Here is a 15,686-nt window from a genome sequence, read left to right on the forward strand (position 1 = left end):
CGTCAGCATTGGTTGTTAAGAACATCAAGCATTAGTTATTAAGCGTGTCGAGATAGTCACCGGCCACTTGGGCTGGAGACAGCCCGTTAACGGCGACATCGGCGTTGAGTTTTTGCAGAGTCACCAAATCTAGGCTGGTGAAAACTTCATTGAGCAGCGCTTCAATTTCTGGATACGTTTCCAGTACGCTTTCACGCACCACGGGGGCAGGCTGGTATACGGGCTGCACACCTTTAGTATCTTCCAGTACGACCAGACCCAGTGCACTTAAGCCACCGTCGGTGCCATAAGTCATGGCGGCGTTAACGCCACTGGTTTGCTGGGCGGCGGCACGCATGGTGGCAGCAGTATTGCCACCCGACAGCACTAGCAGTTGCTCATCGCTCAATTCAAAACCGTAGGCTTCCTGAAACGCAGGTAACGCCTGTGCGGATTCCACAAATTCAGCGCTGGCGGCAAATTTGAACTCCCCCCCTTCCGCCAGATAGGCCGCGAGGTCTTCTAAACTGACCAATTCATTTTCAGTGGCTACGTCTTCGCGGACACTCATTGCCCAGGTGTTGTTAGCGCTAGCTGGCTGCAGCCAGACCAAGTCTTGTTCCGCGTCACGCTCTTTAACGGTTTCAAACGCTTGATCCGCATCGTTCCACACTGGACTGTCGGCCATATCAAAAAAGAAGGCACCATTGCCCGTGTACTCAGGGTACACATCAATTTCGCCAGCTTCTAATGCCGACCGCACAACACTAGTACCACCAAGCTGCAAGCGGTTTTCGGTAGCAATATCGTTGCGTTCCAAGGTCTGAATGATCAGCTCACCCAACACCGACCCTTCCGTGTCGATCTTGAAGGACACCACTACCGGCTCATTGGCGCTGGCCTGGGAAAGGGAAATAACGGATACGGCGCAAGCAACGATTAGGGGCTTAGCAATGATAGGATTAGCTGAAAAGCGCATCTTGGAATTCCTTTTGAAGTGGGCTTTTTTACTGAGGCTCTTATGAAGTATAAGAGCCATCAGCGTTTAAGGTGCTTCTAACACCCAAGAAGTACCTTCGCGTGAGTCTTTAAGAATAATCCCCAGGGCTGCGAGCTCATCGCGAACCGCATCCGCCTGAGCGAAGTCCTTATTCGCTTTCGCCTCAATACGTTGAGCAATTTTCGCTTCAATCTCGCTTTCACTAAGCGGCATACCCTGTTGCTGCGTGCCTTTCAGGAAAATTTGCGGCGCCTGCTGAAGCAGCCCCAAAATAGCCCCTAGCTGCTTGAGCTCGCCCCCAAGCCTAGCGGCCTCGTCGGGCTGCTCCTGCTTGGCGCGATTGACTTCACGCGCCAGCTCAAACATGACTGCCAACGCTTCAGGCGTGTTGAAGTCATCGTCCATGACCTGAGTAAAACGCTCTCGGTAAGGGGATGCTTCACTGCTGGCAATAGCGTCAGTGTCGACGCTTTCTAGCGCTGTGTATAAACGTGTCAGCGATTTGCGTGCTTCGGTCAGTGAGTCCACCGAATAGTTGATCGGGCTACGGTAGTGACTGGCCACCAGCAGAAAGCGCACCACTTCAGGGTCGTGTTCGGCCAGTACATCGCGAATGGTGAAGAAGTTGCCCAGAGATTTGGACATCTTCTCCTTGTTCACCCGCACTGCCCCAGCGTGCATCCAGGTTTTGACGTAGGTCTTGCCGGTGGCCGCTTCGCTTTGCGCAATCTCATTTTCATGATGCGGAAAGGTTAGATCCGGCCCGCCACCGTGAATATCGAAGGTATCACCCAAGCAGCAGGTCGACATCGCCGAGCACTCGATGTGCCAGCCGGGACGCCCATTACCCCACGGCGACGACCAGTGGGCCTCACCCGGTTTTGCAGCCTTCCAAAGTACAAAGTCGAGTGGATCTTCTTTATGAACATCAACATCCACCCGAGCACCAGAGCGCATATCGTCTAGCTGGCGATTATTGAGCTTGCCGTAATTGGCAAACTTGCGTACACGGTAGTAAACATCGCCGTTATCGGCCGCATAGGCAAAGCCTTTTGCAATCAGCGTTTCAATCATTGCCACGATATCGTCGATATGACCGGTGGCGCGGGGCTCATGAGTCGGTGGCAAAACAAACAGACGCGCTTCATCTTCGTGCATGGCGGCAATCATGCGCTCGGTTAGCGCGGTGATGCTTTCACCATTTTCGTCAGCACGCTTCAGTATCTTGTCATCAATATCGGTAATGTTGCGCACATAGTTAACATCGTAGCCACGCTCACGCAGGTAGCGGGTGATGACGTCAAAGGCGACCATGACGCGGGCATGACCAAGATGGCAATAGTCATACACCGTCATGCCGCAGACATACATACTGACTTTTCCCGCTTCAAGCGGGGTGAAAAGTTCTTTGCGACGCGTCAGCGTATTGTAAATATGCATATGGCTATCCATGTTTTTCCTGGCCTTTAGCCCTTCTGCTTGATTTTTGCCCAGCTATCTTTTAATCCCACGGTGCGGTTAAACACTAAATGCTCTGGTGTGGAATCATGACGATCTGCACAGAAGTAACCAACGCGCTCGAACTGGAAGCGTGACTCGGGCGTGGCCTCCGCAAGGCTTGGCTCGCCAATTGCCTGACAAACGACCAGCGATTCCGGATTTAAGTGCTCTAGGAAGTCGACATCTTTGTCACGATCTGGCTGCTCAACGGTGAACAGGTTGTCATACAGGCGCACTTCCACCGGCACGCCGTGGGCAGCGCTTACCCAATGAATAACCCCTTTCACCTTGCGACCTTCAGGATTTTTGCCCAGCGTATCGAAATCCACTGAACAATGCAGCTCTCTGATGTCACCGGCCGCGTCCTTAATTACCTCGTCACAGCGAATCACATAGCTATTGCGTAGACGTACTTCTTTACCTGGCGCGAGGCGGAAGAACTTCTTAGGAGCATCTTCCATAAAGTCGTCTTGATCGATGTAAAGCTCCCGAGAAAAGGGCACCTTGCGCATCGTCATATCTTCACGTGCAGGATGCCCCGGCACTTCATACATCTCTTCGTGATCTTCCGGCACATTGGTGAGCACGACTTTCAGCGGCTTTAACACACACATGGCGCGCGGCGCATTGTCTTCAAGATCCGAGCGAATCGCGTGGGTCAACATGGCGATATCGACCAAGCCACCGTCGGCACGGGTGACGCCGATCATCTCGCAGAATTTGCGGATAGAGGCTGGTGTGTAGCCGCGGCGACGCATACCGGAGATCGTCGGCATCCGCGGATCATCCCATCCATCGACAATCTTTTCGTCTACCAACAGCTTCAACTTGCGCTTGGAGGTTAACGTGTAATCAAGATTGAGACGGGCAAATTCAATTTGGCGCGGCTTGGCGGGTACAGGAAGGTTGTTTAAAAACCACTCATACAGTGGGCGGTGATCTTCAAACTCCAGAGTACAGATCGAGTGGGTAACACCTTCAATGGCATCCGACTGACCATGGGTGAAGTCATACGAGGGGTAGATTTTCCACTTATCCCCCGTTTGGTGATGGCTGGCGTGGCGGATGCGGTAAAGGATAGGGTCGCGCAAGTTGATATTAGGCGACGCCATGTCAATTTTAGCGCGCACGACCTTTTCACTTTCGCCAAACTCGCCTTCGCGCATTCGCGCCAGCAGATCAAGGTTTTCTTCGGGGCTGCGCTCACGGTAAGGGCTGGGGGTACCCGGCGCCGTCAGTGTGCCGCGGTACTCGCGAATTTCATCCGGCGAAAGGTCGTCCACGTAGGCTTTTCCTTCTCGCATCAAGTGCTGCGCCCAGGCATAGAGTTGGTCGAAGTAGTCGGAAGCAAAACGCACAGGACCTGCCCATTCAAAGCCTAGCCAAGTGACATCCTCTTTGATGGCATCGATGTATGCCTGTTCTTCTTTCGCCGGATTGGTATCATCAAAACGTAGATGACATTCGCCACCCATTTGCTCCGCCAGCCCGAAATTGAGACAGATCGACTTTGCATGGCCGATGTGCAAAAAGCCGTTGGGCTCGGGGGGAAAGCGTGTCACGATTTTAGTGACCTGGCCGCCCTCGATTTCGTCGCGTACTTGGTTGCGAATGAAGTTCGGCGCTGGGGTGGTCTCGTTGGTCATGGTGGTGTTGATAACCTCGTGGTGGATGGCGTACTGAGCCGTGAGAACATAGGATACTCCTATGGCACTTCGCGGTGCAGGGCAAAACCGTTATTATAACGTGACGCCGATGCACAGCGCCAAGGCGAACGCCTTTATTGAACAGGAATTTATCAATGATCGTATTACAGACGAACCACGGTGACATCACCATCGCGCTTAACCATGAAAAAGCGCCGATTAGCGCGGCGAATTTTGAGCAGTACGTTCGCGACGGATTTTATGACGGCACCCTATTTCATCGGGTGATTGACGGATTCATGGTCCAAGGCGGCGGTTTTGATAAAGACTTCGAGCAGAAGCCAACCCGTGACCCTATCGACAACGAAGCTGACAACGGCTTAAAAAACACTCTTGGTACGCTAGCCATGGCTCGCACTCAAGACCCGCATTCTGCCACTGCGCAGTTTTTCATTAATGTGGGCGACAATAGCTTTCTGGATCACAGCGGTAAAAGTCTTCAAGGCTGGGGCTATGCGGTGTTTGGCGAAGTCGTTGGCGGTATGGAGGTGGTCAACGAGATTAAAAACGTGGCCACTACACGCCGTGGCATGCATGCCGATGTACCCGCTGAAGACGTGATCATCGAACGCGCTTACGTGAAGGAAGCGGAATGACACTGGGAGCTTTATGCGCACATTGCTTATTGCCGACCTGCATCTAAGTAGCGACACCCCTGAGATTAATCAGGGGTTTTACCGCTACCTAGAGCATACTGCCCCAGGAGCCGATGCTCTCTATATTCTGGGCGACCTTTTTGATGCTTGGATGGGTGATGACCTTCTTGATGCCACTGACCATCCGCTCAGCATTGTGGCTCAAGAGGTTATTAAGCGGTTGCACAAGCTTAGCAGTGACGGCACCACTGTTTATTTGATGCATGGCAACCGTGATTTTTTACTCGGCGAGCGCTTTGTTAACGCTTGTCAGGCGATGCTGCTATCTGACATTGAGGAAGTCGAGATTCAGGGGGTACCTGTGGTACTTCTTCATGGCGATAGCTTATGCACCCAAGATGAAGCCTACATGGCTTTCCGTCAGCAGTCGCGCAATCCAGAGTGGCAAACTCAGATATTGTCTCTACCGCTGGAACAACGTCTAGAGCTGGCCAAAAGCCTACGCATGCAGTCGGGCGAGGCTAACGCCAATAAAGCTGAGGCAATCATGGATGTGACACAGCAGGAAGTAATTTTGCTGATGGAACGGTTTGGTGTAGCCACTATGATTCATGGCCACACTCACCGTCCCCACGTACATGACCTGACAGTTGAAGAAGTACCCGCCAAACGTTATGTGTTAGGCGATTGGGATAGTCAGCGTGGCTGGGATATCGTGGTTGAGCGCTCAGATCAAACGGCACCAAAGTTGCGTCAGTTCTCTTTCACCGAATTACCTGACGCCTGACCTGAGACCGCTATTTACGGATATAAAAAAGCCGATCGTGAGATCGGCTTTTTTGCTCTTGCTGTTTTTAACTCAGGCTTAAGCGATTCTATTGCTCTATCTCTGCGTCACTGCGCAAGTCATCAATCAAACCCTGCAGGACCGATTGAGCACGCAGTTGCTCCGCCATTTGTGAGACAAACGTTTCCATCTGCTCATCAATTTCGCCGTCAGTAACGCTATCCACCGCTACCACGGCAACGCCTTGGGACAGTTCAACGGCACGATAAACGCTCTCACCTTCATCAGGCCGTGGCATGCGGAAGGCTTCTTGAACAATCGTTTGAGGTACGGTGGTATCGGCTTGACGACTAACATTATTAGCTTCGAGCCAATTGATATCCACCTGCTCACCTGCTTGCAGTTCTGAAATCAGTGATTGCGCCTCTTCACGCAATGCTTGCTGTTGCTGCTCAGCGGCTACGGATACTTCGACCTCCTCGCGGACCTCATCCAGAGGCAGTAACGTCGCATCGCGCTGTTCAGCAATACGCAGCACCATCCGACGATCTTGGTCTAACTCGATAACTTCACTGTTATAACCCTCTTCCAGCACGTCGTTACTGAACGCCGCTGACATCACACCAGGCTCGGATAAAACGCCTTCAACTTCGTCATCACGGGCAAGCCAATCGCTCTCATTAAGGGTAAGACCAATGCTTTCAGCAACGCTTTGCAGGTCATCAGCAGCGAAGCTTTCATCAATTAGCTGCTGAACTCGCTGATTAAATTCATCATCAACATCGTTCAGCGCCACTTCCCGCGCCAACTCACCGCGCTGTTCTTCAAATGTTGGGCCTTGAATATCCGTCACCTGAATAATGTGAAAAGCATTATCCAGTTCAACCGGCTGGGATACATCACCCTCTTCTAAAGAGAATGCTGCTTCATCAAAGCTATCCCCAAAGAAGCCACGGCTGATTACCCCAAGGTCTCCACCCTCTTCGGCACTGGCCGTATCATCAGAGTAGCGCAGAGCGGTATCGGCAAACGATTCACCGCTATTCAGCGCTTGCCTGGCTGTTTCAGCCCTTTCCTGAGCTTCATCACGAGTACGTTCGTCACCAAAGGTGATCATGATATGGGAGACTTGGCGGTCAGCGTCACGATTCTGTTCGCGCCATGCATCGCGTAGCGCCTCTTCATCAACATCGCGGCCTTCTGCCATTGCCTGACGATCAACTATCACATACTCAAGACGCACCTGCTCTGGACGCTCGTAGCGCTCTTGGTGGGCATCATAATAGGCTTTTAGGTCGTCTTCACTGATATGGACATCAGCCTCGACGTCGTCACCATCTAGCACCACATAGCGCAAGCTCCGCTCCTGGCGCTGCAACTCTGCCAGACGCTCTTGCTCATTGGGCAAGCTAAAATCGCTGAAGGCGAGGCCCTGCTGTAAATGCTGTCGCTGGATATCGACGCGCAATTCTTCACGAAAAGATAATGGCGTATAGCCTGCGCCCGCTAAGCGGTTACGAAAAACTTCAGCAGAAAAACGACCATCCTGATCATGGAACTCAGGCAGACTGACAATCAGTTGATCAAGTTGCTCTTCTGAAACAGCGAAACCACCCTCTTCTGCGTACTGGGATAACAGTTCCTGAGTGATGAGCTGGTCAAGCATGTCGCTGCGTAGGGCTCGCTCTTGTTCAGGCGGCACCTGTCCTGAGCGTAAAGCGCGCTGCACCCCGAGCTCAACCTGCTGACGCATGATTGGCTGCCCGTTGACACTGGCTACTTCGTCTGGATCGCTGCCAAAAAGCCCAAACAGTGATTCAATCCCGAAAAGCGCCATGGCCGCGACCATAACACCGATAATAATTTTGGCACCCCAGCTCCTGGAGCCATCTCTAATACTTTGCAGCATGCTAGCCTCAGATAGTCACAGCCAAATACATCGACCCACTAAATCCTAACAAATAGGGGGCCAGAAAATAACATGGGCGCATCGCCTATGCGATGCGCCCATTAGGTTACAGCAAACGCGGTCAAATTAGTTGACGGCGTCTTTCAGCGCTTTACCTGCTTTGAAGCTGGGTACTTTGGCAGCACTGATCTGGATTGGCTGTCCCGTTTGCGGGTTGCGGCCAGTGCGTGCAGCACGTTCTTTGATGGCGAAGGTACCAAAGCCTACTAGTGATACGCTTTCGCCCTTCTTAAGGCTATCGGTGACAGACTCCACCATGGCATCCAATGCGCGGGTTGCCGCTGCTTTCGGGATATCTGCAGACGCGGCAATGGCTTCAATCAGCTCGGACTTATTCACTCTTCACCCCTTGACTGTTTCAAAAAATGGCTCTGAACGGCATAGTCACCGATAGGTACAACGATCAAAGCATAGCTGCGTTTTATAGCAACGCCTTGAAACACCTGTCAAGCAACCATGCTGTAAGATACCCGCCACACAAAGCAGCGGGCACAAATATTAAGTAAAATTAAAGACCAAAGTGGGCTTTAACAGCTTAATGAGTACTAGCAACTACGGTATTACTATACGATGCGTCGGTGCTTTTCAACGGTGCACCTTCTTCTACCTTATCAGCTAGCGCTACGGCTAAGACATCATCTATCCAACGTACCGGACGAATATCAAGTGCACCTTTGATATTGTCAGGTACTTCCTTGAGATCACGACGGTTTTCTTCAGGAATTAGCACTGTCTTTATACCACCGCGGCGAGCTGCCAGCAATTTCTCCTTCAGACCGCCAATGGGCAACACTTCACCGCGCAGATTGACCTCACCGGTCATTGCCACGTCACAACGTACCGCCCGCTGCGTGTAAGCAGAAACGATAGCGGTCACCATGGCAATACCCGCACTGGGGCCATCCTTAGGCGTAGCTCCTTCGGGTACGTGGATATGCAGATCCTCTTTTTCGAACCGCTCAGGATCAATTCCATACGCTTGTGCTCTGGCTCTAACCACGGTATGTGCAGCGCTTACTGACTCTTTCATGACATCGCCGAGCGAGCCAGTTTTGTTAATTCGCCCCTTACCCGGCGTAACCACTGACTCAATATTAAGCAATTCGCCACCGACCGATGTCCAGGCAAGCCCAGTGACTCGACCAATTTGATCTTCTTGCTCAGCCAGACCGTAACTATAGCGACGCACCCCTGCATAGTGCTCAATCTGTTCGGCCGTTAAGCTCTGACCATCTTGATCAGAGGTAGGGTCACGCTCATTTTCAAGGCGTTCACGTAGCACTTTACGCGACACTTTGGCGATCTGACGCTCAAGCTCACGCACACCTGCTTCACGAGTGTAATAGCGAATAAGCTCTAAAAGCGCGCTATCTTCCAGCGTTAACTCATCACCCTTCAAACCGTTTGCTGCTAACTGCTTAGGCAATAAGTAGCGCTTAGCGATGGCCAGTTTTTCATCTTCGGTGTAACCCGGCAGACGAATAATCTCCATACGATCTAGAAGCGCACTAGGAATATTCATCGAATTAGCCGTACAGATGAATAGTGTTTCTGAAAGATCGTAATCGAGCTCCAGATAGTGATCGCTAAAGCTGTTATTTTGTTCAGGATCAAGCACTTCAAGCAATGCAGAGGCAGGATCGCCGCGATGATCCATGCCAAGCTTGTCGACCTCATCCAGCAAGAACAGGGGATTTTTAACCCCAGCACGGCTCATCCGCTGCATCAATTTACCCGGCAGCGACCCGATATAGGTGCGGCGATGGCCGCGAATTTCTGACTCATCGCGAACGCCACCCAGCGCCAAACGCACATACTTACGATTGGTGGCACGGGCGATAGATTGGCCGAGAGAGGTTTTACCCACTCCAGGCGGGCCCACCAAACACAATACAGGCCCTTTCATCTTGCGCACCCGCTTCTGCACGGCAAGATACTCTAGGATGCGCGCTTTTACCTCTTCGAGGCCGTAATGATCTTCATCCAGCACTTGCTGAGCTTTGACGAGATCATGCTTCACACGTGTGCGCTTCTTCCAGGGCACCGCGACTAGCCAATCCAGATAAGATCGCACAACGGTTGCTTCAGCGGAATTTGAAGCCATCATTTTGAGCTTGTTAAGCTCTTGCGTGGCTTTCTCAGATGCCTCTTTGGGCATACCGGACTCTTTAATCGCCAGCTCGTACTTTTCAGCCTCGTTGGGCACATTATCCAGCTCACCCATTTCCTTCTGGATGGCTTTCATCTGCTCATTGAGATAGTACTCGCGCTGCGTCTTCTCCATCTGCTCTTTAACCCGCGAGCGGATGCGCTTCTCCACTTGCAACAGATCGATTTCAGACTCAATCAGCGCCATCAGGTGCTCAATACGATCGCGCACACGATCCATCTCAAGCAATTCCTGCTTATCACCAATCTTCAGCGACAGATGAGCACAAATGGTGTCCACCAAGCGGCTTGGGTCTTCAATCCCTGATAACGAGTTAAGTACCTCGTTAGGGACTTTCTTAGACAGCTTGACGTACTGCTCAAACTGATTGAGTAATACGCGCACAAGCGCTTCTTGCTCACGACTAGTAAGCGGCTCACTCTCTCGTGGTGTTAAGTGTGCCTGCGTATAGCCAGCTTCATTCTCATCGACACTTAGTACATCCGCTCGAAAATTACCCTCAATGAGTACTTTAACCGTGCCATCAGGAAGCTTGAGCAGCTGCATAATGTCAGCCACGGTACCCATAGAATAAAGATCAGCGTTATCCGGCTCATCCTGAGACGCTTCACGTTGAGCCACCAGCAATACACGCTTATCAGCTTCCATCGCTGCTTCAAGCGCCTGGATAGATTTTTCACGACCAACAAAAAGGGGTATTACCATTTGCGGATAAACGACCACATCGCGCAACGGTAAAAGGGGTAGACATTGTGTCTGTTCGGCGTTCTGCTGCATCGCAGACGTTCCTCGGCAAATCGGATGAGTACTTAAAAAAGAGTACTTGGAAAAGTACTGCGCAGTCGTCAGTAAGCGATTTTTAACCACATTAGCATTGAGCTGACTAGGCAGTAACACTTCACAACAAAGCTTTTCAACGGCAAAGCTCTTCAGCGGCAGGGCTCTTCAACAACAAGGGGTCGCCTAAGCGACCCCTTGATTTTAGCGCAAGCGGTTAAAGCTGGGCCGACTGGTCAACTAGCCACTAACCATCAGTGCCGTCGACTAGCGCTTCTTCTTGCTGAGAATAGATCAAAAGAGGCTCGCTCTCACCGGCAATCACTGAACCGTCAATAACTACTTTACTGACACCTTCAAGTGATGGAATTTCGTACATGGTGTCAAGCAGCACTGACTCTAGAATAGAGCGCAGACCACGCGCGCCAGTCTTACGCTCCATCGCTTTCTCAGCCACAGCACGTAACGCTTCATCTCTGAACTCAAGCGTCACATCTTCCATTTCAAACAGCTTAGCGTACTGCTTAACCAGCGAATTCTTGGGCTCGGTCAGAATCTGCACCAGTGCATCTTCGGTGAGCTCAGTGAGTGTCGCGATGATCGGCAAACGCCCTACAAACTCAGGAATCAAGCCAAATTTCACTAGATCATCAGGCTCTACGTCAGCCAGCAGTTCACCCACCCCACGGGAGGACTCCTTGCTTTTCACCGCTGCATTGAAGCCGATACCGCCCTTCTCAGCACGGTCACGAATAACTTTCTCCAGCCCCGCAAACGCACCGCCTACGATAAAAAGAATATTGCCCGTATTAACTTGGACAAATTCCTGCTGGGGATGTTTGCGTCCACCTTGAGGTGGCACAGAAGCCGTTGTACCTTCAATCAGCTTCAGCAATGCTTGCTGGACGCCTTCACCCGAGACATCACGCGTAATTGAAGGGTTATCCGATTTGCGTGAAATCTTGTCGATTTCATCAATATAAACAATCCCGCGCTCGGCTTTCTCAACGTCGTAATCGCACTTCTGCAACAACTTCTGGATGATGTTTTCGACATCTTCACCGACATAGCCGGCTTCCGTCAGCGTGGTTGCATCCGCAATGGTAAAAGGTACATTCAGTAACCGTGCCATCGTCTCCGCTAACAGCGTTTTACCGCTACCAGTGGGACCAATCAGCAGAATGTTTGATTTACCTAATTCTACATCGCCGTCGCGCACATCTGTCTTCAGACGCTTGTAGTGGTTATACACCGCTACAGAAAGCACCATTTTGGCGCGATCTTGTCCGATGACGTAGTCATCAAGCGTATGACGTATTTCGCGAGGCGTAGGTAAACGATCCTCATCGCTCTCGGCATCGGCTTCGAGAACTTCCTCGCGAATAATGTCATTACATAAGTCGACACACTCATCGCAGATATAAACGGACGGGCCCGCAATCAGCTTACGTACTTCGTTTTGATTCTTTCCACAAAACGAGCAGTAGAGCAGTTTGCCACCTTCGTCCTTGCCTTTGCCGTCGGCCATTCGCATACCTCTATCACTGCGGCGGCTTACGCCGCCGGAAAAGCTCGTTAGAAAAGCAGAATCCTATTACGCTATCAGGATGTAGGCCGCTTATCCAGCACTGCGTCAATCAAACCATACTCTTTGGCTTGATTGGCGCTCATGAAATTATCCCGATCTGTATCACGCGAGACAGTTTCGATATCTTGACCCGTATGGTGGGCAAGGATTTGATTCAGCTTATCGCGAATACCCAGAATTTCACGGGTATGAATTTCAATGTCAGATGCCTGACCTTGGTAACCACCCAGCGGCTGATGAATCATAACCCGTGAATTAGGCAGGCAGTAACGTTTACCAGCAGCACCTGCTGTCAATAGCAGCGCACCCATGCTGGCCGCCTGACCAATACATACCGTAGACACGTCCGGCTTCACAAACTGCATAGTGTCGTAAATCGACATCCCCGCGGTGACCGAACCACCTGGCGAGTTAATATACAGGTGAATATCTTTATCTGGATTTTCTGACTCCAGAAACAGTAACTGAGCGACAACCAGATTAGCCATGTAGTCTTCTACAGGGCCTACCAAAAAGATCACACGCTCTTTCAAAAGGCGTGAGTAGATGTCGTAGGCTCTTTCCCCTTTGGCGCTCTGCTCAACCACCATGGGCACTAAACCGCCGGCGTTTTGAATATCAAACTCACTCATTCAGGTGATTCCTTGCGTCCGGGAAGGGAAAGGCGCACCGACATGAAGGTGCGCCACGTTCCAGGGTGTTAGGCGCTAGCTTGCTCGCCTTCTTCAGCACCCTCATCTTGCTCAGCCTGCTGTTGCGCAGCGGCAAGGGCTTGCTGATAAGACATTTCAACGTCTTTAATGTTCGTTTGCTCAAGTAACTTAGCCACCGCCTTCTCTTCGAGAATGGCAGATTTCACCTGGGTTTTCAGCTGCTCGTTACCCATGTAGTAGCTAACCACTTCATCAGGATCTTGATACTGCTCAGCCAGCTCGGCTACTTTTGCCTTGATAGCATCATCGTCGGCATCAAGTTCGTTTGCCTTGATGACTTCTGCCAGCAACAAACCAACCTGAACTCGGCCTTTAGCCTGCTCTTCGAAAAGTTCATTGGGCAACTGGCTAACATCAAAATCTTCGCCTAAACCAAACTGTTGAGCCGCCTGACGCTTCATACCATCTGTTTCTTGCTGAACCAGTGCGCTCGGCACAGGAATTTCATTCACCTTTTTAAGCGCATCAAGTACTTGCTGCTTAACCCGGTTATCAACGGCTTGAGATGCTTCACGGGTCATGTTCTTCTTGATTTCGGCGCGGAATTTTTCCTGATCGCCGCCTTCAACGCCAAAACGCTCGATAAACTCAGCGTCAACTTCGGGCAGTTTCTGGCTGCTGACTTTGTGAACCGTTACCTTGAAAGTGGCTTCTTTGCCAGCCAAGTGCTCAGCCTGATAGTCATCAGGGAACGTGACGTTAAGGGTCTTCTCTTCGCCCGCTTTAGCACCAATTAACTGCTCTTCAAAACCTGGAATAAAGCTATTGGAGCCAATGACCAGTGTGTGACCTTCGGCACTACCGCCTTCGAACGGTTCATCTCCAATATAGCCTTGGAAATCGATAGTGACTTGGTCACCATCAGCGGCAGCAGCATCAACTTCTTCCCATGCGGCATTTTGCTTACGCAGTGTATCGATCATCTCATCGACATCTGCATCGCTAACGGACACCACCGGGCGCTCTATATCAGTACCTTCAATTGAAGCCAGCTCTACCTGCGGGTAGATTTCCATTACTGCCACGAACTCAAGGTCTTTGCCTGATTCGTTAACGGAAGGTTCAATTTGCGGGAAGCCCGCCGGATTGAGGCCTTCATCAGTAATAGCGCGTACGTAACGCTCACGCATTACTTCGCTAACTACCTCGTTACGTACGTCTTGGCCGTAGCGCTGCTGAACTACTGCCATTGGCACCCGGCCCTGGCGAAAACCATTCAAGCGAACATTCTTCGCGGTGTCTTTCAAGCGAGCACTAACGGCCTCGTCAATTTCGGCAGCCGGCACTTGAATAGTAATGCGGCGTTCGATCTGGGAGGTCGTCTCGACAGAAACTTGCATGAATTGTCCTCTAACGGCTGGGCGTTGTGTTGATTGCATGTAATAAGTTCAAGGGGGTAATTTTAAGAACCCCAACGCATAGTGGCAAGCGCCATGCTCGCAACATGGGGGCAGTGATGTTAAAAACAAGGGAATAAGCGAGCAATTAACCGCTTTAAGGCGTGTTTAGCTTCATTATTAGCCCCATGCTGCGTAATTTATACCATTCTACTGCTTTGTACGTCTTGCAGCGACTTTTTCAATCGCTGTACCAAAAACACTAGTGAGCTTGGTGCTCACCAGCCCACCATAGACCTACTGCGTGCATCAGTACGCCAAGCGTTGCACCATGGGAAATGAACACCTGCCAACTAATCCACTCCGTAAACAGCGCGTGCCAACCACCCATTACGACCATTCCTAGCAGTAACATAACGGCTAACCGCTTGCATAGTTGTGGCAAGCGGCGACGCGCCTCCACCGCCAATAAGCGCCACTGAATAATAACCGCAAAAGCCACCAGTGCTAAGGCGAAGAAAATCAGCGTCTGGCGGGTTTCATGCCCGCCTGCCATGTAGCGTGGCAGGGTTGCCAGCATAACGACACATAAGCCCAGCGCAACGCTGATGCGCTCAGGTGAGGTGGGCGTTCGCTGCATCGCTCAAGCCACCTTTAACTGCTGGTTAACGATCCACTCTTCCACCCAGGGCACAGCAGCATCGTCGGCCATAAAGGTCTCCATGGCGTCGATTTCTAGGCGCTCCCCTAAGCGAGTCGCGCCATAATCCGCCAGCAACTCGTCTAGCACGCGGCCTGCGCCGCAAAAAGTATCGCCATACGAGCTATCACCGAGTGCAATGAGCCCGTAGCGAAGCGTGGTAAGCGCGGGACTTTGATCACGCAACTGCCGGACAAAGGGCACAAAACTGCCGGGAAAATCTCCACTGCCAGTGGTCGAGATACAAAACAGCGCCAAATCGGCGTCACCACTGACAATATCATTGACAGATGGCTGCTCAATAACCTCCACAGCGTAACCGGCCTGTTCAAATAGGGGCTTCACTTGCTCTGCCACATCAAGGGCACCGCCGTACATCGTACCCACCAAAATATTAAGCTTCGGCATCGTCACTCCCCTGTCAAAGTGTCACAGTGCCAACCCGCAAGTCGACAAATACCCGATGAATTTGCTCAAATATTAACATGGCTGGTTAGAATGAAACACATTACCCGTAATGCTTGGCCCATACTCAACCCCTAGGAGCAACTATGCAGCAAACCTTTGAGACGTGGATCACTCCGATAATGATCGGGGGATTAATTATATTTATGTGTTTTATTATCTGGGATTTGGCTAAAAAATCCAACGCTGGCAAATTTGGCACCATCATGCTGTTTGTCGTGTTGGGAGCCGGTATGCTGGGTTACGTTATCAAGGTGGTGATTACGTGGTTAATAGAAGGTGGCGGCATGTAGTCGCAAGAAAACCCTCATGGCTTGAGACTCGGCGCTATAATAAGAAAAGGAGCGCCCATAGGCACTCCTTGTAAAGGGCATGAGATGATCTAGTGTTGTGAACCTA

The 15,686-nt window shown here is 51.2% G+C and carries 15 protein-coding genes; 4 read left to right on the forward strand and 11 right to left on the reverse strand.

Annotated features, from left to right (window positions below):
- Positions 1-31: 31 nt before the first annotated feature.
- From osmF to V8L71_RS08410, 3 genes are all read right to left on the reverse strand, one after another.
- Positions 32-958, reverse strand: a complete 927-nt coding sequence (gene osmF / locus V8L71_RS08400) for a glycine betaine ABC transporter substrate-binding protein OsmF (RefSeq protein ID WP_336273818.1) — start codon at positions 956-958, stop codon at positions 32-34.
- Positions 959-1,024: 66 nt separating this feature from the next.
- Entirely contained in the window at positions 1,025-2,419 is a 1,395-nt protein-coding gene (gene cysS / locus V8L71_RS08405) for a cysteine--tRNA ligase (RefSeq protein ID WP_336273819.1), read from the reverse strand.
- A gap of 26 nt (positions 2,420-2,445) precedes the next feature.
- On the reverse strand, positions 2,446-4,125 hold the full coding sequence (locus V8L71_RS08410; RefSeq protein WP_336273820.1) for a glutamine--tRNA ligase/YqeY domain fusion protein: 1,680 nt from the start codon (positions 4,123-4,125) through the stop codon (positions 2,446-2,448).
- A 61-nt stretch (positions 4,126-4,186) separates the two neighbouring features.
- Between V8L71_RS08410 and V8L71_RS08415 the strand changes: the two genes are divergently transcribed.
- The 3 genes from V8L71_RS08415 to V8L71_RS08425 are packed head-to-tail and all read left to right on the forward strand — an operon-like array spanning position 4,187 to position 5,568.
- The gene (locus V8L71_RS08415; RefSeq protein WP_008956874.1) at positions 4,187-4,309 is read left to right on the forward strand and encodes a hypothetical protein; all 123 of its coding nucleotides are present in this window, start codon (positions 4,187-4,189) and stop codon (positions 4,307-4,309) included.
- A complete protein-coding gene (locus V8L71_RS08420) occupies positions 4,281-4,781 on the forward strand; it encodes a peptidylprolyl isomerase (RefSeq protein ID WP_336273821.1) in 501 nt (166 codons plus the stop codon). The genes V8L71_RS08415 and V8L71_RS08420 overlap by 29 nt, the downstream gene beginning before the upstream one ends.
- 13 nt (positions 4,782-4,794) lie before the next feature.
- On the forward strand, positions 4,795-5,568 hold the full coding sequence (locus tag V8L71_RS08425; RefSeq protein WP_336273822.1) for a UDP-2,3-diacylglucosamine diphosphatase: 774 nt from the start codon (positions 4,795-4,797) through the stop codon (positions 5,566-5,568).
- Positions 5,569-5,656: 88 nt separating this feature from the next.
- Here the strand turns inward: V8L71_RS08425 and V8L71_RS08430 are convergent, their stop codons facing one another.
- From V8L71_RS08430 to V8L71_RS08465, 8 genes are all read right to left on the reverse strand, one after another.
- Positions 5,657-7,477: a SurA N-terminal domain-containing protein gene (locus V8L71_RS08430; RefSeq protein ID WP_336273823.1), complete on the reverse strand. Its 1,821-nt coding sequence runs from the start codon at positions 7,475-7,477 to the stop codon at positions 5,657-5,659.
- Positions 7,478-7,603: 126 nt separating this feature from the next.
- Positions 7,604-7,876, reverse strand: coding sequence for an HU family DNA-binding protein (locus V8L71_RS08435; protein ID WP_007114333.1), 273 nt, complete (start codon positions 7,874-7,876; stop codon positions 7,604-7,606).
- A gap of 196 nt (positions 7,877-8,072) precedes the next feature.
- Positions 8,073-10,484 (reverse strand): endopeptidase La, encoded by a 2,412-nt coding sequence (lon, locus tag V8L71_RS08440; RefSeq protein ID WP_336273824.1) that lies wholly within the window; start codon positions 10,482-10,484, stop codon positions 8,073-8,075.
- A gap of 247 nt (positions 10,485-10,731) precedes the next feature.
- On the reverse strand, positions 10,732-12,012 hold the full coding sequence (clpX, locus tag V8L71_RS08445; RefSeq protein WP_336273825.1) for an ATP-dependent Clp protease ATP-binding subunit ClpX: 1,281 nt from the start codon (positions 12,010-12,012) through the stop codon (positions 10,732-10,734).
- A gap of 74 nt (positions 12,013-12,086) precedes the next feature.
- Positions 12,087-12,704, reverse strand: a complete 618-nt coding sequence (clpP, locus tag V8L71_RS08450) for an ATP-dependent Clp endopeptidase proteolytic subunit ClpP (RefSeq protein ID WP_336273826.1) — start codon at positions 12,702-12,704, stop codon at positions 12,087-12,089.
- 68 nt (positions 12,705-12,772) lie between these two features.
- Positions 12,773-14,125: a trigger factor gene (tig, locus tag V8L71_RS08455; protein ID WP_336273827.1), complete on the reverse strand. Its 1,353-nt coding sequence runs from the start codon at positions 14,123-14,125 to the stop codon at positions 12,773-12,775.
- A 259-nt stretch (positions 14,126-14,384) separates the two neighbouring features.
- Positions 14,385-14,762 (reverse strand): hypothetical protein, encoded by a 378-nt coding sequence (locus V8L71_RS08460; protein WP_336273828.1) that lies wholly within the window; start codon positions 14,760-14,762, stop codon positions 14,385-14,387.
- Positions 14,763-14,765: 3 nt separating this feature from the next.
- Entirely contained in the window at positions 14,766-15,230 is a 465-nt protein-coding gene (locus V8L71_RS08465) for a flavodoxin (RefSeq protein ID WP_336273829.1), read from the reverse strand.
- 143 nt (positions 15,231-15,373) lie between these two features.
- Here V8L71_RS08465 and V8L71_RS08470 point away from each other — a divergent pair, with 143 nt between their 5' ends.
- Positions 15,374-15,580, forward strand: coding sequence for a DUF2788 domain-containing protein (locus V8L71_RS08470; RefSeq protein ID WP_008956864.1), 207 nt, complete (start codon positions 15,374-15,376; stop codon positions 15,578-15,580).
- Positions 15,581-15,686: the final 106 nt, after the last annotated feature.

It is taken from the genome of Vreelandella indica, assembly GCF_037070225.1.
In the GTDB taxonomy this organism is placed as follows: Bacteria; Pseudomonadota; Gammaproteobacteria; order Pseudomonadales; family Halomonadaceae; genus Vreelandella; species Vreelandella arctica.